At 40.0% G+C, this 17,628-nt stretch carries 17 protein-coding genes; 6 read left to right on the forward strand and 11 right to left on the reverse strand.

Features of this window, described 5'->3' with window-relative positions; all coding sequences use genetic code 11:
• Positions 1-18: 18 nt before the first annotated feature.
• Positions 19-1,098 carry a biotin synthase BioB gene (gene bioB, locus HS960_RS24835; RefSeq protein WP_153846827.1) on the reverse strand — a complete coding sequence of 360 codons (1,080 nt, stop codon included), beginning with the start codon at positions 1,096-1,098 and terminating at the stop codon, positions 19-21.
• 144 nt (positions 1,099-1,242) lie between these two features.
• On the opposite strand from bioB, the gene HS960_RS24840 reads away from it, so the two are divergent.
• Positions 1,243-2,727, forward strand: coding sequence for an aminotransferase-like domain-containing protein (locus HS960_RS24840; RefSeq protein ID WP_153846828.1), 1,485 nt, complete (start codon positions 1,243-1,245; stop codon positions 2,725-2,727).
• Here the strand turns inward: HS960_RS24840 and HS960_RS24845 are convergent.
• From HS960_RS24845 to HS960_RS24865, 5 genes are all read right to left on the reverse strand, one after another.
• Entirely contained in the window at positions 2,724-3,257 is a 534-nt protein-coding gene (locus HS960_RS24845) for a MepB family protein (RefSeq protein WP_153846829.1), read from the reverse strand. The genes HS960_RS24840 and HS960_RS24845 overlap by 4 nt on opposite strands.
• Entirely contained in the window at positions 3,254-3,799 is a 546-nt protein-coding gene (locus tag HS960_RS24850) for a dihydrofolate reductase family protein (protein ID WP_153846830.1), read from the reverse strand. The genes HS960_RS24845 and HS960_RS24850 overlap by 4 nt, the downstream gene beginning before the upstream one ends.
• A gap of 393 nt (positions 3,800-4,192) precedes the next feature.
• Positions 4,193-6,163, reverse strand: coding sequence for a DUF3857 domain-containing protein (locus HS960_RS24855; RefSeq protein ID WP_153846831.1), 1,971 nt, complete (start codon positions 6,161-6,163; stop codon positions 4,193-4,195).
• Positions 6,164-6,343: 180 nt separating this feature from the next.
• Positions 6,344-7,615: a carboxypeptidase-like regulatory domain-containing protein gene (locus HS960_RS24860; protein WP_153846832.1), complete on the reverse strand. Its 1,272-nt coding sequence runs from the start codon at positions 7,613-7,615 to the stop codon at positions 6,344-6,346.
• Entirely contained in the window at positions 7,602-8,180 is a 579-nt protein-coding gene (locus tag HS960_RS24865; protein ID WP_088162847.1) for an RNA polymerase sigma factor, read from the reverse strand. The genes HS960_RS24860 and HS960_RS24865 overlap by 14 nt, the downstream gene beginning before the upstream one ends.
• An 81-nt stretch (positions 8,181-8,261) precedes the next feature.
• Here HS960_RS24865 and HS960_RS24870 point away from each other — a divergent pair, with 81 nt between their 5' ends.
• Positions 8,262-10,124, forward strand: a complete 1,863-nt coding sequence (locus HS960_RS24870; protein WP_153846833.1) for a vWA domain-containing protein — start codon at positions 8,262-8,264, stop codon at positions 10,122-10,124.
• A gap of 231 nt (positions 10,125-10,355) precedes the next feature.
• Positions 10,356-10,766, forward strand: a complete 411-nt coding sequence (locus HS960_RS24875; protein WP_182330788.1) for a hypothetical protein — start codon at positions 10,356-10,358, stop codon at positions 10,764-10,766.
• A gap of 343 nt (positions 10,767-11,109) precedes the next feature.
• On the opposite strand, the gene HS960_RS24880 is transcribed toward HS960_RS24875, so the two are convergent.
• Positions 11,110-11,772 carry a DUF6266 family protein gene (locus HS960_RS24880; RefSeq protein ID WP_153846834.1) on the reverse strand — a complete coding sequence of 221 codons (663 nt, stop codon included), beginning with the start codon at positions 11,770-11,772 and terminating at the stop codon, positions 11,110-11,112.
• 472 nt (positions 11,773-12,244) lie between these two features.
• Between HS960_RS24880 and HS960_RS24885 the strand changes: the two genes are divergently transcribed.
• Positions 12,245-13,300 (forward strand): fatty acid desaturase, encoded by a 1,056-nt coding sequence (locus tag HS960_RS24885; protein ID WP_153846835.1) that lies wholly within the window; start codon positions 12,245-12,247, stop codon positions 13,298-13,300.
• 10 nt (positions 13,301-13,310) lie between these two features.
• On the opposite strand, the gene HS960_RS24890 is transcribed toward HS960_RS24885, so the two are convergent.
• Together HS960_RS24890 and HS960_RS24895 are read right to left on the reverse strand one after the other, a co-directional pair.
• Positions 13,311-13,784 (reverse strand): helix-turn-helix domain-containing protein, encoded by a 474-nt coding sequence (locus tag HS960_RS24890; RefSeq protein ID WP_153846836.1) that lies wholly within the window; start codon positions 13,782-13,784, stop codon positions 13,311-13,313.
• Positions 13,785-14,257: 473 nt separating this feature from the next.
• Complete coding sequence (locus tag HS960_RS24895) at positions 14,258-14,440, reverse strand: hypothetical protein (RefSeq protein WP_153846837.1); 183 nt, start codon at positions 14,438-14,440, stop codon at positions 14,258-14,260.
• Between the two features lie 264 nt (positions 14,441-14,704).
• Here HS960_RS24895 and HS960_RS24900 point away from each other — a divergent pair, with 264 nt between their 5' ends.
• Both HS960_RS24900 and HS960_RS24905 read left to right on the forward strand, forming a co-directional pair.
• Entirely contained in the window at positions 14,705-15,592 is an 888-nt protein-coding gene (locus HS960_RS24900; RefSeq protein ID WP_153846838.1) for a sugar phosphate isomerase/epimerase family protein, read from the forward strand.
• 117 nt (positions 15,593-15,709) lie between these two features.
• Positions 15,710-16,528: a universal stress protein gene (locus HS960_RS24905; RefSeq protein WP_153846839.1), complete on the forward strand. Its 819-nt coding sequence runs from the start codon at positions 15,710-15,712 to the stop codon at positions 16,526-16,528.
• A 61-nt stretch (positions 16,529-16,589) separates the two neighbouring features.
• Here HS960_RS24905 and HS960_RS24910 read toward each other — a convergent pair whose 3' ends face one another.
• Together HS960_RS24910 and HS960_RS24915 are read right to left on the reverse strand one after the other, a co-directional pair.
• Positions 16,590-17,033, reverse strand: a complete 444-nt coding sequence (locus HS960_RS24910; RefSeq protein WP_153846840.1) for a hypothetical protein — start codon at positions 17,031-17,033, stop codon at positions 16,590-16,592.
• Between the two features lie 84 nt (positions 17,034-17,117).
• On the reverse strand, positions 17,118-17,621 hold the full coding sequence (locus tag HS960_RS24915) for a GNAT family N-acetyltransferase (RefSeq protein WP_075994058.1): 504 nt from the start codon (positions 17,619-17,621) through the stop codon (positions 17,118-17,120).
• Positions 17,622-17,628 lie beyond the last annotated feature (7 nt).

The raw sequence follows: 17,628 nt of genomic DNA on the forward strand, positions 1-17,628 counted from the left end.
TTATTTGTTTTGCTGCTGTTATTTGTTTTGCTGCTTAGCGATGTTGCGCTGGATTTTATGTTCGGGTCTTGACCATTTTGGTCTTTCACCAAGATCATGGTAATGCGCCATCTCAGTTGCGATGGTTTCGGGTTGATTTCTTTTCTCGAATGGCTGTTGTGGCACCAAACCTAATGTTTGAAACATGTCCATGTCTTCATTGACGTCGGGATTGGGCGTGGTGAGGAGTTTGTCGCCTGAGAAAATCGAATTTGCTCCCGCGAAAAAACATAAAGCTTGCCCCTCTGTACTCATGTTGGTACGTCCTGCAGAAAGGCGAACTTGTGTGGTGGGCAATAAAATTCGCGCTGTAGCCACCATGCGTACCATTTCCCATATCGAAACTGTTTCCATGACCTCCATTGGAGTACCGCTTACAGGAACGAGCGCATTGATTGGTACCGATTCGGGTTGTGGAATGAGTGAAGCAAGTGTGATCAACATCGCGGCACGGTCGTCTATACTTTCTCCCATCCCAATAATACCACCACTACATACGGTTATGTTTGTTTTACGGACATTTTCGATTGTTTGAAGGCGATCGTCATAGCTTCTGGTCGAGATAATTTCCTTATAGTAATCGGCAGAGGAATCGAGGTTGTGGTTGTAGGCGTATAGTCCAGCTTCTGAAAGGCGTTGTGCTTGGTTTTCGGTCAGCATTCCTAGCGTGCAGCAGACTTCCATGTCAAGTCTATTCAGTGTTCGGACCATATCAAGTACATGGTCAAACTCAGGGCCATCTTTAACATTGCGCCAGGCGGCCCCCATACAGATCCTTGAGCTACCTCCAGCTTTGGCCGCTAGTGCCTGCTCTTTTACCTGCTCTACACTCATTAAGCCTTCCGATTTTACATTCGTATGGTAACGTGCGGCCTGGGGACAATAGGCACAGTCTTCGGGGCACCCACCTGTTTTTATTGATATCAATGTGGACACTTGTACTTTGTTCGGGTCGTGATATTTCCGATGTATCGATGCCGCATCATAAAGCAGGTCCATTATTGGTTTGTTGTATAAAGCGACAACTTCTTCCTGCGTCCATTTTGGTTTTGTTTCCATATTAATGCTAAGTTTTTATGCTAAAATCAAATCTATTTTACTTAATGACCATTCGGATTTCGTAATTCAATGCGATTATTTTTTTCATGATGATTGCAAAGATTATAGTTTAAATGATAACTTTGGTAGTCCGAAATAAACATAATGAGTAGTCCGGTTAGTATAGGTTTTCATTCCATTATTAAGATAGATCGCCGTAAGGAAGATGCCATCTATCTACAGATCGTTTATCAATTTATCAATGCCGTCAAGCGAAATCTATTGGAAGATGGAGATCTGTTGCCCGGAAGCCGGAAGATTGCTGAAGAACTGAACGTGCACCGAAAAACTATTGTAGCCGCTTTAGCGGAATTGCAGGACCAGGGCTGGGTGAAAATTTTGGCTAATCGCGGGACTTTTGTGAAAAATCCCGAGCTTATCGGTACTTCCGGGTCGGCGATTGAAGCATTTAGACAGCCACCTGATTTTGCGCCTTACTTTTTTAGGAAGGAACTCATATTGGATATGCCTATTTCAGAGGTTCCCGAAAGGTACTATTTTACGGACGGAACACCTGATTATAATGTCATTGGAGCGGAGGAACTGGTGCGTTTTTATGCATCCATGGTGAAACGGAAAAAGAAAAGTGATGATTTTCCGACGACGACTGAAGGAAATTTGTTTTTTAGGGATCAGTTAAGCTATTATCTGAATTTAACAAGAGGGTTTCATCTTTCCCGGAATTTCTTGTTGCCGATTGCCAGCCGGGAACAGATTTTTTCAATTTTATCCCGATTATTGATCCGGCCCGACGATATTGTACTGGTAGAAAATTTAAGTTATTTTTTACCTAACATGATCTTTAGTCAAGCTGGGGCCAAGCTAAAAACCATTCCGGTAGATGCGGAGGGGATGATTGTAGATAAGATCGGAGATCAATTTAGACCCGGAGAAATCAGGTGTGTTTACCTCAATACCAGGTGTCAGTATCCAACGACGGTTAACCTTTCCGAGCGAAGGAAAATTCAACTGTTACAGTTGGCCGAGCAGTATAACTTTATCATTATTGAGGATGATGTGGATTTTGAGTCTTCCTTTTTTAAGGAGAAAGGTGAATCACTTTTCCGGAAAAATGGCGGCAACCGTGTGATTTATACAGGTGCTTTCGGTAGTTTCTTTGACCCTGGTTTCCAAATGAATTTTTTGATCGCACCTCAGGATCTGTTGGAAGAGGGAAAAAAGTATTTGAACATCTTCGGAAAGCCGAATTTTATGATCGAGAAGACATTGGGCGAGATTATCCACCAAGGTGATATCTTCCGGTATCAGCGTAAATTTCAGAAAACAATTGCTGAGCGAAAAGAATTGTTTGTACAATTGCTGTTACGGCATTTTGAAGATAAAATCAGGTTTGAAGTCCCGGCCTCGGGACTGGCCTTTTGGATACAGTTTAATACGGTTGTTTCGCTGACAGCCTTGCAAGAGAAAGTGCGGTCGCAAGGACTGTTGTTGCCGAGTAATTGCCTTTATCAAAATAAAACGGTCACAGCATTGCGGTTGGGGTTTGCTCATCTTGACGAACAAAGTATGGTGGCTGCAATTTCTTTGTTGCGTGCAGCTTATGCTGATTTGGTCGAAAATATCGACTAGCTGCATTGCAGTATATGGGTCAATTTGTTTTTGGCTTCTTGGTGGGGACCACAGAAATCCACAAAGTATGTGTGCTGCCATTGTTTACTTTTGGTAGCCTGTTTGTTCGTTGGCATGCTCCAATCTGGATAAATACGGAATCCGCGTTTGCCCATTTGACAACCCGCTGTGAGGATTGTATGTTCAACTAACGCCTGTTTTGGAAAGACAAATAGGCCGAAATGCTGATCCTGTTCAACCGAAATAAGGTAATAATCGAAATGATCATCTGCAGTAAAAGGTATGGTCTGGCCATCGGTGTCACGTTTCCAGAGTGCAACGAATAATCCTACTTTTTTTGGTGTTATCTTGGCCTTTCTAAATTTGAAGTGTTTGTTGCCCAGTTGAAAATTAACACCATAATAGGCCCTACCTGTTTGATCTTGTGATAGGTTATAGCAATGGAGCATAAGTATGCTTTCGAGTTGATCTATCACTTTCCTGATCATATCATCAGCGATCTGTGGGGTTGCCTGATCGTTAAGATTCATGTTTGGGGGGTATAGATTAACTGAACAACTCCCGATTTGAATGTGACGCTTTGAACAAGTTTTAGGGATAGTCGTTCAGGTAAGTTTTCGAATAAAGGCTTGCCGCTTCCCAGGGCAATAGGGTGAACAGAAATGCGATAGATGTCAACAAGGTTAGCCTGAATGAATGTTTTAATTAGACGCGCTCCACCATATAGCCAAATATCCTTTCCGGGCTGTGCTTTTATTTCCTGAACTTGTTTTGCGATGTCAGTCTGGATGAAGGTAGCGTTTTCATCTTGCCTTGCCTGACTAGAAAAAACATATTTTTTCTTCGCATGGACATTTTTCCAAAGATTTATTTCTGTTTCATCGGCCGTAGCGTGCGGCTGGAAATTACCCCAGGCATCATAGCTCACGCGGCCATAAAAGATGGTATCGATCGAAGCCAAAAAGCCATCGAAATCCATGTCATCATCCATAATGCACCAGTCAACCTCTCCCTGTGAACCCTCAATAAAGCCATCCAGGGTCATGGCCAGATCCAATATTATCTTTCTCATGTGTGTGTTATTTGCTTTAAACCTGTTGCTTGTGTTCCCGTAAAATAGGAGCTGGGTTAGCTCAATATCGGATTGTCAGGATAACATAAAGATAGGGAAATAATAAGTTTTGGCCAAATTGGTGAAGAACGGAGCAAAGAAAAAGCCCAGCAAAGAATGTCTGGGCTTTGAGATTATATAAGGGGAATAATACTTGCTAAAAAAGTGAAGACCTAGTCTTCATCGGTGATAATATCATCACCATCTAATTCGAAACCTTCACCAAGGAAGGTATTCTCTAGTTCGAATAAATCTGAATCTTTAATCATTTTACTATTTTTTTGATATTCAAAGTTATCACCCTTATTTAAGCTAATCGTCAATATAAAATGAAGTTTGTGTTAAGCGATATTGTTATATTTTTTTGAGTACAACATCTAATTTTTCTGCCTGGATGATTCGGCTGAAAAACTCTTTTAAATCAAAATACTCTTCCGGCATAAACAGGGGTTTGTTTAATTGTGTTGCAGATTCTATTATCAGAACGTCCGGTGTTGTATTATTGATTTTGAAAATATACCGGGCCGCACGTTCAGGAAGAGCCATACTAATATTTTTTAACTTTGCTTCCGTTGGATATGCATAGCCTTTTGGTAGTTTGATTTCAATGTAGCACTCTTCTTGGACTAAAGAACCAAAGTCGATTGGGTAATTCCGCTCCGTTAGGTTGAAGGGGTTCTTGGATATTTTGGTGTCAATATAAGGATTGAATAGAAGTTGGTCATTTTGTAGGGTTGCAAAATTCTTAATCTCAATTTCAAACTCCTCCGTTAGTGGTTTGTCAAGAGATTCCCGATTCGATACTTTAAAACTGTTGATTTTGATGCGATTGTTTTCTTCATCTATTTTTTCATAGAATTCTTCTTCAGAATTACTTCCTTGAAGGCGTTCACGCATTTTGGAAGCGCCATAACCGTTACGTGAGGTAATCCATTTTCCTTTTAATGCACCATCTTCCGACAGTTCACCATAGAAGAAATTACTATAACTAGATGAAAGATTTGCCTCGAGTTTTACCCAGTCAGATTCGCCTTCGAGGGGAATTGATCTTCCCTGAAAATTGACACATTTCATCGGGATATTTCCAAACATCTCATAGGGAGAGGTAGCATCCAGCAGGTAGTAGTTTTCACCTATTTTTACGCGGGCAATAACGTGGTTGAACTCTGATATCGCTGGTGCATAGAGTCCTGCATAGCCATTCTCACGTGTCGATAAAATAACAGGGATGGCATCTAGCTTCGCATAACGAAGGGCATTGACCAGTCCAAGGTTAATATCGGCGCTATTGCCTGTTCTTTTTTCGATGGCTTCTTTGATATTTTTTGCGTAGATCGAATGGCGGTTATTCCATTTTATTTGTTTCTGAAAATATGTATACAGCCGTACCGCTTTTTCCAGATCATCTTTTGAATCCTGCAAGACGGGTTCTATGAATTCCTTCAATGCCGTTTTTCGCTTTACTTGTCCACCAAAACTTTCGTCCTGTACGAGTTTATCTCTGACATTTTCCCACGTGAGCGAGAAGTCTTTTGTCGGTCCCATTGGAATGCTGTACCGACCAAGCTCGAAGAAAATGATTGATCTAAAATTTTTAGAAGAAGTCATGTAATCTTCGGTATGGAAAGCCGGGATATTTTCCATGGTATAAATGGTTTTATTGCCTAAGACTTCTCCAACTTGAGAGTTTAGCCCCGTGTTGTAATTTTCAACCTTTCGGTCACTGACGGCTAATCCCCCCTTTAAATTGGCTTTATAATGAAAAACTTCGGGAATACGGGTGACGTATTGGCTATAAAGTTTCGGAAGATCTTCCTGAAATTCCCAAGCATTTAGGTTAAAGATAAATGGAGATTCTGTACGGTAACGGTATTCAATAATTGTACCTTCTTGGACCTGCGGAATGGCCGCTTTCGTTACTGCATAGTTTTCTGAGGCGTTTTCGTTAAAAATATTCGCTTTCGTCATCTCTGTTTCCACGACCTTATCACCGACGAGGTGATAGGATGCTCCCTTGATGTCCATAAGGACTTCGCGTTCGTTCCCACTTTTATATAAAGGGATGCTGAAATTAGCGTAATCATAAGCTTCCTTATTTAATATTTTAATGCGGACGTGTCTGAAAAATTGAACAACCGGACCCTTGTTTTTATCATAACTAACTTCGGCTGATCCATATTCACGTAAGACAAAGGCATTTGCTGCTGTATCTATTTTGTCAACAGTAATGGCAAAATCTTCCTTTTTTATTTTACCGAACGAAAAATCTTGTGCTTGTAGGGATATACCACTAAGCAGGAGGAGGCCAGTGAAAAAACTTTTCATAAAAAATGACTGTATGGTTAAGAATTATAACACTAAAGTATGAAATAATTTTAAATCCAAACCCTTATAAATAAAATTGATTGAAAAGATAAATGGATCGATAAATTTCGACTGCTTATTTGTCCCGATAGCGAGATAAACTTGTGTTGTCGTTTGATGAGATGCGCAAAGATAGCGTACTTACAAGGTGAATTCGAAACTTAACGTGACATAGCGGTAGTCTTCCCCTTTCCATTTTGGTCCCGAAAGTAGGATTTCTTTGGCTTTGGCATCGAGGTAATCATTTGCACTTTGGAGCACGCTGATATTTGTTGGGAATCCATCTTTATCGATATAGAAGCTTAAACGGACAGTGCCCTCATAACGGCTTTTGGCTGTTTTTTTCTTGATATAACTGTTGAACGATCTCCAGCCCCAGATCGGTTCGGCACTCTTTGATTTGCGTGAAGACATCGTTGTGACGACGACTTCATCAAGTGTGGCGCCGGAAGGTTGCAGTTTGATCGTCGTATTTTTGCTGCGACGCATATTCAATGCAACCGAGTTGTAGCCCAGTGCCATGATGTCGACGAGTGAATCCATTGTACTGGGTTGGATGGTCGCTTGTCCCTGTGCGTCGGTATTCGTAGCAAACTTGCTATTGGGTTGAATGATTGTCACTCCCGAAATAGGTAAGCCTGTCTCTTTGTCCCGAATCGTAAGTTGTAGCGGTGTACCTTGTTGTTGTGGGATCGAAATACCTGGAGCCCTGCCTGCAAGTGCATTGTTTAAACTTGAGGTTCCCCGAATCATAATCGTTTGGGAAGCATCTTTTTTCTTTGCCATTGGCGCATAACCGATAACAATTGTACTGTCTGTAGGTCTTAATCCAAATACAGGGCGATCATTATTGAGACCTTCCTTCATTTCTTCCAGTGATTTTACACGTAGGGAGGGTTCCCGGGATAAAACGGTCACCTCTTCCAGTGGATGCTGTTCATGAAGCCGCGGTCTGTTATTATCTGCTAATTGTGGCGAATGATCTTGAGATCCTATTTTTGAAGCGATATCATCTGAAGGAATGATAGAATCTGCTGCTATAACCTTTGTTTTGGGTTTTTCCTGCGTAATACTCACTTCAGCGGTACGTCTCGCTTCGGATGATTTTTTGTCCTGTTGGCGGTAAAGAAGGAGGCCAACCCCCAACACGATCACTGCTGCTGCGGCGATGCTAAGTCTCTTCCAATCAAAGACCTTTATTTTAGCGGAATTGTCTTTTTCAATACGTTGCGCAATTTGGTTGTTGATTGTTGTAATTACGGTTTTATTCTGATCCATTTCAATACCTATAAGAATATCCGCCAACATGGGGTCACGTTGCGCCTCCCGTTCAAGCGCATACATCTCCGTAGGAGATAGTTCGCCGTTGACGTATTTCTTTAAGTATGCTATGTCGTAATTACTGTTGCTCATTCCAAGCCTCCATGCAATTTTTTAAATTCCGTTTTCCATTCTGAATATAGCTTTTTACTTCGTTCAAGCTATAACCGGTAGATTCACTAATCTCTTTGTAACATTTTTCTTCCAAAAAGAAGAGTCTAACCGACTGTTGCTGTTTGTCTGGCAATTTTCCCAGACAGCCTTCCATGGCTGTTAGCTGTTCTTCTTTTTCATCATATTGTTCATACTGATGCATGTCTCCCGGAAATTTCACAAATTCATCCAAAGAAATTTGAGTTTTGTTCTTTTGAGACCTCAAATACATCAGACAATGGTTCTTGCTTAATACATAAAGCCACCTTGGGAAGTCCTTGATTTCTTGTTTGTTGACTTTGTATATTAATTCTTCAAAGATATTCATGACAGCATCTTTACTCAATTCGGAATCTTGGAGATACCGTAAGCAAACATAGTATACCATCTCCGTATGTCGTTGGTATAGATCACCCAATACCTGGAGCTCCTTAGACTCCTGGTAGTGCAGCAAGAGCTCGTGGTCTTGTGCTGTATCTATTTTTGACGACTTGAATGCGAACATTTTATTGGTTAAAAATATTTTTTTTTTCTGGTTTATGGAAATTTAATATTTGAGGCATCCCTTGGCAAAAATGTAAAAGATATGAGAGCAATACTTTTTGTAATAGGCTTGTTGCTATCCTTAGGCGGATATGCCAAGCAAGGATATGAGGTTAGGGGGAAGGTTGTCGATGCGAATACAGGGACTGCCCTTGTGGGGGTACAGGTGAGCAATGTTGCAACCAAATCACTTGTGCAGACCGATGACAAGGGAAACTATCGTATTCAAGTCCTTGATGGCAAAAACATGTTGATTTTTAGTTATATCGGATATCTTGAGCAGCGGATAGCGGTCAACCATCGGTCAAAGGTTGATGTGGCATTGGCGCAGCAAAATAATGCGCTGGATGAAGTTGTGGTGACCGGATATGAGCACAAGGCAAAGCGTCAGACGGCATCGGTGATGAATGTTAATGCGGCTATGTATGGGCAAGTATCGGGTTTGTATATTAGAGGAACGGCGTATGTGCCTAATCAGAACCAAGAATCTTATCAAAAGTTGAAGGAAAATAGCTTTATCAATCCACTTAAGGAGCCTTTATCAACTTTTGCAGCCGACGTTGATGCTGCTTCCTATAGTAATGTGCGTCGATTTATCAATTCGGGAACACTGCCTGAAAAAGACGCGGTACGGGTTGAAGAGATGATCAATTACTTTCAGTATCAAGTGGCCGGGCCTAAAAATGGTGAACCTGTGAATATAGTCACCGAATTGACGAAGGCACCCTGGAACACGACGCATCAGCTCATGCGCGTCACGTTAAAGGCGAAAGATATTCCTACAGCGAATCTTACAGCTTCCAATTTGGTGTTTTTGATCGATGTGTCGGGATCAATGATGGGACCGGGGCGTCTACCTTTGGTGAAAGCTTCGCTGAAGATGTTGGTCGATCAGCTTCGTGCTGTGGACCATGTAGCCATTGTGACCTATGCTGGATCGGCAGGGGTAAAACTGGAGAGTACGCCTGGTGATGAAAAGATGAAAATAAAATCGGCTATTGAGGAGCTGGAAGCCGGTGGAAGTACTGCTGGTGCTGCAGGAATTAAGAAGGCTTATGAAATTGCGAAGCAACAATTTATTAAAGGAGGAAACAACCGGATCATTTTGGCCAGTGACGGCGATTTCAATGTTGGGGAGAGTAGTGACGAATCGATGGAAGAATTAATTTCCAAAGAAAGTAAATCGGGGGTTTTCCTCACAGTATTGGGGTATGGCATGGGAAATCTGAAGGACAGTAAGATGGAAATCCTTGCCGACAAAGGGCATGGGAATTATGCCTATATAGACAATATTTCTGAGGCAAGAAAAGCGATGGTAACCGAATTTGGGGGAACTTTGTTTACCGTTGCTAAAGATGTCAAGATTCAGGTCGAATTTAATCCCAGTTATGTGCAGGCATACCGTTTAGTGGGATACGAAAATCGCTTGTTGGAGGCTGAGGATTTTAATAATGATCAAAAGATAGGTGGTGATATGGGGGTAGGACATGTGGTGACAGCCTTATATGAAATTGTACCTGTCGGTGTAGAGTCGGGGCTAATCGGAACGGTAGATCCCTTAAAATATCAGCAGCAAGCGGATCAGGCAGCTGGACGGAGAAATGCTGAACTGGCAACAGTTAAATTTCGGTATAAGGAGCCTGAAGGGGAGAAAAGCAAGTTGCAGCAAAAGGTGGTCGGAACTTCCGTGACGGAATTGAACAGTGTGAGTGAAGATTTACGATTCGTAACCGCGGTAGCGGAACTAGGTCTATTACTTCGTGATTCTGATTTTAAGCAAAAGGCCAATTTTGATCAGCTCATAGCGCGAGCAAAAGCTTCTAAAGGCAAAGATGAGGAAGGTTATCGTGCTGAATTTATCCGTATTGCAGAAAATGCCCGGGATTTATCGAGATTGAAAGAATAAATAAAAATGACTAAATAAGGATTTTCAGTAGCAGCAGTCTAAATGCTGCTGCTGGAAATAGTTTAGTTTGTGGGACAATAGCCAAAAAAGTAAATAAAATCTATATTTTTAGATCATCAATAAAAGGAACGTATTTTGCTTCTGCTGATTGTCGTTACGTGATATTTGGTAAGTAAGTACAATCCGAGCGATACGTTGTTGCGGTATATGGAAATAAAAAATGCTAGATAAATGAAGAATTTTTTCTTGTGCTTTCTTTTGGCTATTGGTATTACAGTACCATCGGTAGCTCAAAATGCGAGCTTGAATAAACAACAGACCATGGCTTATATTAATAAGCTATATAAGGTTGCTTACCATTATAAGGATACAAAAATTGATACGGTGACGGTAGACGGGAAGGTGTTAACAGTCTTTCTTTCCAGTGGCCAGCATTTTCGAAGTGATATTGCCAAATCAGATGTACTTGTCATCGCAAGAGTAAAATCAGGTTATCAAATTCGATTTAAGTCCTCGCCAAGTACGGATGAAATTTTATGGGCAATCCAAACGGAAGAAGATGCCAAACGTCTGAAAAATGCGTTGGAGAATCTGATTAAAATCGTAAAAACCGAAAAAAAGACAGATCCTTTTGGCAGTTAAGTCATATAGACGGGCTGATACGATAGGTAATAGAATGTTCGGCAAGGTATGAGCTTGCCGAACTGAATAGAGAAAGTAGTAGGGCTTGCACATGGATATGTGTTGAGGATTGCTGAGGGGGTAACCAAATGCCTACTAGATATAAAGACGATTGGCTTCATGGCCGAAATTGATGTGGCTGTTGAAACCATCGATTGTAAATCACATCGTTTATGCTAATTTAAGGTGTTTACATAAATTTAGGGTTAAAATGTTGTTATCTTATTGTAATTAAGCGTGTTGTGTTCTTATTTCCGAATGGTCTTATTTCTCCTGTTGATGAATTTATTTCCCTGGAGCACCTTTATCCTCTTTCCAATCTTATATTTCCGAGATAGCTGCTATTCATGCTTCGATTAGTCCCGTCAGCTGCAATAAAACCTAGATATAGATGATATGTATCACTTTGAGTTAGTTTCGGTATTTGAATAGATTCTTGTAAATCCATAATGTAATTATTAAGTAAAACACCTTGTGAAGCGTTTATTGGATTCTCAGGAATGAGGAGTACCAAGGTTCGGAAATCTGTCAGATCTTCATGCAAGAGTTTTTCGGAGTTTTTAAGTTCCCAAGTGATATGGATAGTTTCGTTCAACAATTGAAATGTTGCCTCTGTAATCTCTTCGTCCAAACCTCGGCTTAGGGCAATCTTTTCATAATCGATATGAAAACCTTCATCGTCTTTTTGCATGGCATGGTGAAGGTTGTAGGACATTGCAGCATTATAAGCTGTCATATTCTTGGCGTAGGTTGAAAAGCCGAGCCGTATGACTTTCGTGTAAGGGCTTAAGAATTGTTGCATAAGTCCAAATTTGTTTCGGTTGTTTACTTCCTTTTCAGAAAGTGCTCTTTTTTTATTCACTCTCGGAAGAGACCTGACATAATTGATCTCTTTCCACTTACAAAAAACTACAGGTCCCACTTTACCTGAAGGAGGACCATTTACACCCTGTGTTACATTTGCCATAATATCAAATTAAATGTGTAGGGCTACTAACACACAACGAATAGATAAGTTTAGTTTAATACATTGAATAATTGTAAATAGCATGTTACATAATAGGGAGCTAATAGGTGGTTAAGACGGCTTTATCCGAATGAGCTCCCTATAAGATCCCTATAAAGTCCCTATCAAATCCCTTTTAGGGAATTATTTTTTGGGGATGAGATCGCTTGTTGCTGCCGTAATGGTTTGCACAAAAAAAGCAGATCCGAGGAATGATCTGCTTTGAGTGATATGTATTAGAAGTTGGCTGCTACGTTAACATAGTAGTAAGGTAAATAGTGGGATCACATATTTTGGGCCCCGTTCATTTTGTTACAGCCTTCGGAAATATTTTTTATGGCCTATTATGGTTATTGGCAGGTGGGGTCATTCTACCTAACATGTTAGATGTCTACGAAAAAATCCTTATTTTTACCGATAAAATCACATCGAATTGACACATCAGGAAAAGTCGAGCCAGATTAGGAGGGAAATAAATCTCTCCTATCAGCAGCTGAAAGGAATGTACCCCATCTTAAAAAGTCAGAACAGTATCGGAATGGCCATATTTGCACTAGCGACCCTAGGCATTGTTGTTGTATCGATAGCTTGGTCTCGCGCTCTTGTTCCGGCTTGGCTTATGATTGTCAGTAATGCCTTTTTTATGGGTGTTTTACATGAAATAGAACATGATCTGATTCATTGGCTTTATTTTAAAAGACAAAAAGTGGTTCATCATTTTATGCTTTTTAGTGTATGGATATTACGCCCACTGACTGTCAATCCCTGGATACGCAGGACCTTGCATCATCATCATCATAAATTTTCGGGTACCTTACATGATGTTGAGGAACGTAGTGTGACGAATGGCGAGCAGTGGTCTATCAAACGTTTGGTAACAACAGCCGATGTTGTATTGGGCGGGCTCTTTCGACTGCATCGGATGTTTAATGATATGGACAAAGAGGTGAAAAAAGGGAATCTAAAATTGGAGACTTCTTCAAAACTAAAACGGATTATGTTTTTAAGCATTGTTCCAGTGACGATTTTTGCACATGTGATCTTATATTTCTTCTTTGCAGACCTATTATTTGATTGGTTAAGAGTGGTGTTTGGGGTGAATTTGAGTTTTCCACACTATGTTGATAACATGTTGATAAGTCTACATTGGATCATTTATGTTATTCTATTACCAAACTTATTACGCCAATTCTGTTTACATTTTATTACGTCAAACATGCATTATTTTGGCGATGTCGAAGCTGGAAATGTGATTGAGCAGACGCAGGTATTGACAGTTTGGTGGACTTTTCCGATGCAATTGTTTTGTTTCTTTTTCGGGTGGACACATAGTATCCATCATTTTGTCGTCAATGAAACATTTTACGTACGTCATATCGGCCGTAAGAAGGCACAAGAAATCTTACGGAAGTATGGGGTTCGTTTTAATGATTTGGGAACATTTAGAAGGGCGAACCGTTTTCGAGAACTTTCCAACAAAGAGGTTTAGTACTTTTTGTTTACCTCTTTTTACGATAGGTTTTATAGTTACCGTGCTGCTGATAGACAAGGGCCCCCTCTTCACAGTAGTTTGATAGGTAAACAGAGAATTTGTTGCTTTGGCTTTTGTCCATACCCAATTGGATCAATACCTCCGAAACACGTCGTGCTGAGTGGAAAAAATCCGAATGATAGACGAGGTCATCCAGTTTTTTGCTTAACGTGATTCTTTCCTGCGCATCGGGAGGTAGGGAGTAGGGAGAATTAAAGACAATATCATGCTGAAAAAATATCGTTGGTTGAATTTCTAGGCTACGACATAAGGTTAAAAAATTTGTGAGCGTTAAGTCTTTTCCCTTTTCTATGCCATTGAGTGTTCCTGTTGAAATGCCCGTTAGATGGGATAGATCCCGCAGTGAATAATATAGATCATTTCGTTTAGCGCGAAAGCGTAAACCAATTGTTTCCAGTAATGCCTTGTCTTCATCCGTCATACAACGAATTGAATGACAATTTGCGCAAAATATAGTTTATTATTTTGTTAAAAAATTTGTGTTTATTGTTTTTTGTTTTATATTTGTTATAACAGATGTTTTTAATCGAGAATTGTTTCGTGAAAGTCTATGTTGGATCAAATATCGGATAGAAACGAATCTTTATCGCGATTAATAAATAGACTCTACGTCACCGTCCTGTGTAAAATAACCATTATAACAAGTTGTTATCCTTAGAATACAGGAAATGAAAAACGAAATAATTTAAGTGGATATTGTCAATTTACCTGGCTTCGGTTTCCAAGAATCCGTCAAGTTCCGCCGGAGCCGTGGTAAATTGTTCAGTACGTCAGCACAATGACCGAAATTTTGGTCATATTCTACCAGATTGTGTATGACGACACAAGTCGACTTGCCCAGCTTCGGTTTCCAAGAATCCGTCAAGTTCCGCCGGAGCTGTGGTGAGTTGCATGTTATCGTCCACTCATAAAATAATAAATCAAATAAAATACAATCAATACACATACTGCAATAATAAGCGTACGTTTGAGATTTCGACCAGCAGGTTCATCATCTTTTTCCTCAATGGCAACGTCAGGTAGTTTCTCTTCCTGTTTTTGATCGCTATATTCTGGGTTATCATATTTATTTTCCATCACTCAAATTGTTTGTTATTGTAAGTAGAACAGCAGCGGACTGTAAATCGTTGAGTTGATATATTTTTAATTCATATAAAAAAACATACTTTGGAGCGCTGGGTCTGGGGTGTGAATAAATAAAACGGTAAAGCATTGTGTTTTTTCGAGTATTTGCATACATTGCGGTTATATTTAACGCGACAAACCTAAACAACCTGTAAATGCTATGTTTACAAATGATTTTGCGTTGAACGAAGTCTATAATAAATAATTGAGCACTAAATGAAAAGAAGAACTCTTATCGGAACATTGGTAGCTGGATGTATGATGTTGGCTGTTAGTCCAACATTTGCACAACAGAAAGCTGCAAAAAAGGAAATTGGTCTACAGTTATATTCTGTACGCGAAGAAATCGGGAAAAACCCGAATTTCGACCAGATTCTACAAAAGATCTCAGCATTGGGTTATACAGGAGTGGAAGCCGCTGGATACAAGGATGGTAAATTATATAACTTGAGCCCACAAGAGTTTAAGGCAAAAGTAGAAAAAGCTGGAATGAAAGTGATTTCATCACATGCAACGAAGACTTTATCAGAGAAAGAGTTAGCCTCTGGAGATTTTACAGAATCGCTAAAATGGTGGGACGAATGTATTGCTACACATAAGGCAGCGGGAATGAAATACATTGTTACGCCTTGGATGGATGTGCCTAAAACACTTAAGGATTTGGAAACGCAATGTCGCTACCTCGATGCTGTGGGTGCGAAATGCCGTCAGCAAGGAATCGTATACGGATACCACAACCACTCGCATGAGTTTAGAAAAGTGGAGGATAAGGTGATGTACGATTATATGTTAGAGCATACAAATCCTGAAAATGTATTTTTCGAGATGGACGTGTATTGGGCTGTAATGGGACAAGTTAGTCCTGTTGATTATTTCAATAAATATGCCGGCAGATTCAAGGCTTTGCACATTAAGGATCATCGTGAAATTGGTCAAAGTGGTATGGTCGGTTTTGATGCAATTTTTAACAATTCAAAAGTTGCTGGCCTGCAATATATTTTTGTTGAGCTGGAAGAAACACGTAACGATATTTACACCGGTTTACAACAAAGTATCGATTATCTAAAAAAAGCTTCTTTTGTAAAAGCTAGCTACTTAAAATAGCCGGAAATCGGGAGAAAATTGACCCAGTTGAGACAATTCTCCGTTTGATAGATTTATTATTTTTCGTTAACTTGAATGTAATAAAAAGGGATTTTTTATTGGATTAAATTAGATCATATGAAACGGATTATTGTTGCTACAGACTACGCTGAAGAGGCCGAACATGCCTTAAAGTTTATTATGGAAGTTTTTGCAGGAAAAGAATACGAGCTCGTTTTATTTTCTCTTCAAAATCCTTCCATCCATGCGATGAACGCTCGACTTTCTCCCGATTCTATGTTCAAGATTTTTGAACATCAAAGTAAAGTTTTACGACGTAAAGCCGAGGCTATTACTGCCGAAAGTGGAGTTTTGACTATTCCTTATCTCGCAGCAGGCTTGTTTTATGACCAAATTACCAAGTGCATCCATGAGACGAATGCCGATTTGTTGGTGATGGGAATGGCTAAACGTTCCTTTGATCAAGATATGCTTGGTAATACGACCACGGCAGCCATTAGTAAGTTAAAAATACCAATCCTTTCAGTTCCGCTAGGCGCAAAATTTACGGGTCTGGAGCATATTCTTTTTGCCTGTGATATTGTTCGTGGTGTGCAAAAGGAAATTCTTGAAAAAGTAAAGGATTTTGCAGCTGAGTTTGGTGCGGTACTGGAGGTACTCAACATTCGTAAAACAGTGGAGCAGCTAAATGAGGAAAAAGGAAAAGAAACAAGGGAAACCATCAACGATGTGATGGGAATCGTAAGTTATTACTACAAAAATGTAACGTCCAATGAGGTCGTAAAAGCTATCCGGGATGAGGTAAAAGAAAGCAGCACAGATCTGCTGGTTATGATCCCCTATAAGTACGGTTTTTGGAGCTCATTGACCCATCGAAGTAAGACTCGTATGATGGCCTCGGGGCTGGATGTTCCTTTGCTGACAATCTCGATCTAATTCTTTTTAACTATAAAAGCCCAGGTGAGCTGAGATCAACTGGGCTTTACCTTGATTGTATTTATTGAAATAGAGGGAGTATCTTATCCCAAATTTGCTGGTAGGCTTTATTGTCCCGGACGATTCCCTTATCTTCATCATAATAATTAGGTGCGTCAAAACTCCCTCCTTTACGCCTTTCTATTGAAAATATATTTAGAACTATTTTTGATCTTTTAGCTTGTAAAGGGCTGATCAGGAAGTTGAAAATTAATTTTTCTCCCTCTTTATTGCTTAGGAGATTCTTGTTTTCAAGATACGTACTGGTTTGAATAAATCCCGAAGTCCGATCGAGCTGTACAATAAAATAACCACCATCCTGAAGCACTTGTATTATCTTGTTGTATGCCGAATCATTTGCGATCGGGATAGTTTTAGTACGGTCTGGATTTTGTGCCAACAGGGGGCTGGAAAAAACAAATACATAAGCAATCAACATCAAGGAGAATTGGATTAAATGTTTCATATTACCGAATTATAGATCTTATCAAGTTAATACTTTAATTTAACAATTTTATTTTTGGTGACAGCTACTTAGGTCGTCACGTTGTTATTTAATTCGTATACCTAATATTTTTAGACTACGTTCTTCCTGATCTAAGGTTGCTATATTGGGTAAGTTAGCCCATTCCTTGAAACCCATTTTTTCAAATAATGCAATGCTTGGAAGATTGTGTGCAAAGATAAATCCCAACAAAGTATGTACGCCTAAATCTGGAGCTTTATCAATGCAGTACTGGAGAATCTGTTTACCCAGGCCTCGACCACGCTGCTGTTCATCCAAATAGATACTGATTTCTACCGTTGCATCATAAGCTGGACGACCATAGAAAGATTGAAAACTTACCCAACCAAGTATCTGGTTATTTTCATCTTCTATCAGCCACAGGGGTCTTTTCGAAGCGTTATGTTCGTCAAACCATTTTTGTCTACTGGCAACAGATACTGGGGCAGTGTCTGCAGTAACCATGCGAGAGGCGATTGTAGAATTGTATATTTCTACTATGCGTGGTAAATCATGTTGTGCTGCGTCGCGAAATTTTAATTGATTCATGGTTTGT

It is taken from the genome of Sphingobacterium paramultivorum, assembly GCF_014109745.1.
In the GTDB taxonomy this organism is placed as follows: Bacteria; Bacteroidota; Bacteroidia; order Sphingobacteriales; family Sphingobacteriaceae; genus Sphingobacterium; species Sphingobacterium paramultivorum.

What these genes read in the sequence shown, in the direction of transcription:
- HS960_RS24865 (WP_088162847.1), bottom strand. Translation starts at nt 8,180, where the DNA reads ATGTTCGCATTCAAGTCGTCAAAAATAGATACAGCACAAGACCACGAG.
- HS960_RS24860 (WP_153846832.1), bottom strand. Translation starts at nt 7,615, where the DNA reads ATGAGCAACAGTAATTACGACATAGCATACTTAAAGAAATACGTCAAC.
- HS960_RS24910 (WP_153846840.1), bottom strand. Translation starts at nt 17,033, where the DNA reads ATGAAACATTTAATCCAATTCTCCTTGATGTTGATTGCTTATGTATTT.
- HS960_RS24890 (WP_153846836.1), bottom strand. Translation starts at nt 13,784, where the DNA reads ATGACGGATGAAGACAAGGCATTACTGGAAACAATTGGTTTACGCTTT.
- HS960_RS24840 (WP_153846828.1), top strand. Translation starts at nt 1,243, where the DNA reads ATGAGTAGTCCGGTTAGTATAGGTTTTCATTCCATTATTAAGATAGAT.
- HS960_RS24880 (WP_153846834.1), bottom strand. Translation starts at nt 11,772, where the DNA reads ATGGCAAATGTAACACAGGGTGTAAATGGTCCTCCTTCAGGTAAAGTG.
- HS960_RS24905 (WP_153846839.1), top strand. Translation starts at nt 15,710, where the DNA reads ATGAAACGGATTATTGTTGCTACAGACTACGCTGAAGAGGCCGAACAT.
- HS960_RS24900 (WP_153846838.1), top strand. Translation starts at nt 14,705, where the DNA reads ATGAAAAGAAGAACTCTTATCGGAACATTGGTAGCTGGATGTATGATG.
- HS960_RS24895 (WP_153846837.1), bottom strand. Translation starts at nt 14,440, where the DNA reads ATGGAAAATAAATATGATAACCCAGAATATAGCGATCAAAAACAGGAA.
- HS960_RS24855 (WP_153846831.1), bottom strand. Translation starts at nt 6,163, where the DNA reads ATGAAAAGTTTTTTCACTGGCCTCCTCCTGCTTAGTGGTATATCCCTA.
- HS960_RS24850 (WP_153846830.1), bottom strand. Translation starts at nt 3,799, where the DNA reads ATGAGAAAGATAATATTGGATCTGGCCATGACCCTGGATGGCTTTATT.
- HS960_RS24875 (WP_182330788.1), top strand. Translation starts at nt 10,356, where the DNA reads ATGAAGAATTTTTTCTTGTGCTTTCTTTTGGCTATTGGTATTACAGTA.
- HS960_RS24870 (WP_153846833.1), top strand. Translation starts at nt 8,262, where the DNA reads ATGAGAGCAATACTTTTTGTAATAGGCTTGTTGCTATCCTTAGGCGGA.
- HS960_RS24915 (WP_075994058.1), bottom strand. Translation starts at nt 17,621, where the DNA reads ATGAATCAATTAAAATTTCGCGACGCAGCACAACATGATTTACCACGC.
- bioB (WP_153846827.1), bottom strand. Translation starts at nt 1,098, where the DNA reads ATGGAAACAAAACCAAAATGGACGCAGGAAGAAGTTGTCGCTTTATAC.
- HS960_RS24845 (WP_153846829.1), bottom strand. Translation starts at nt 3,257, where the DNA reads ATGAATCTTAACGATCAGGCAACCCCACAGATCGCTGATGATATGATC.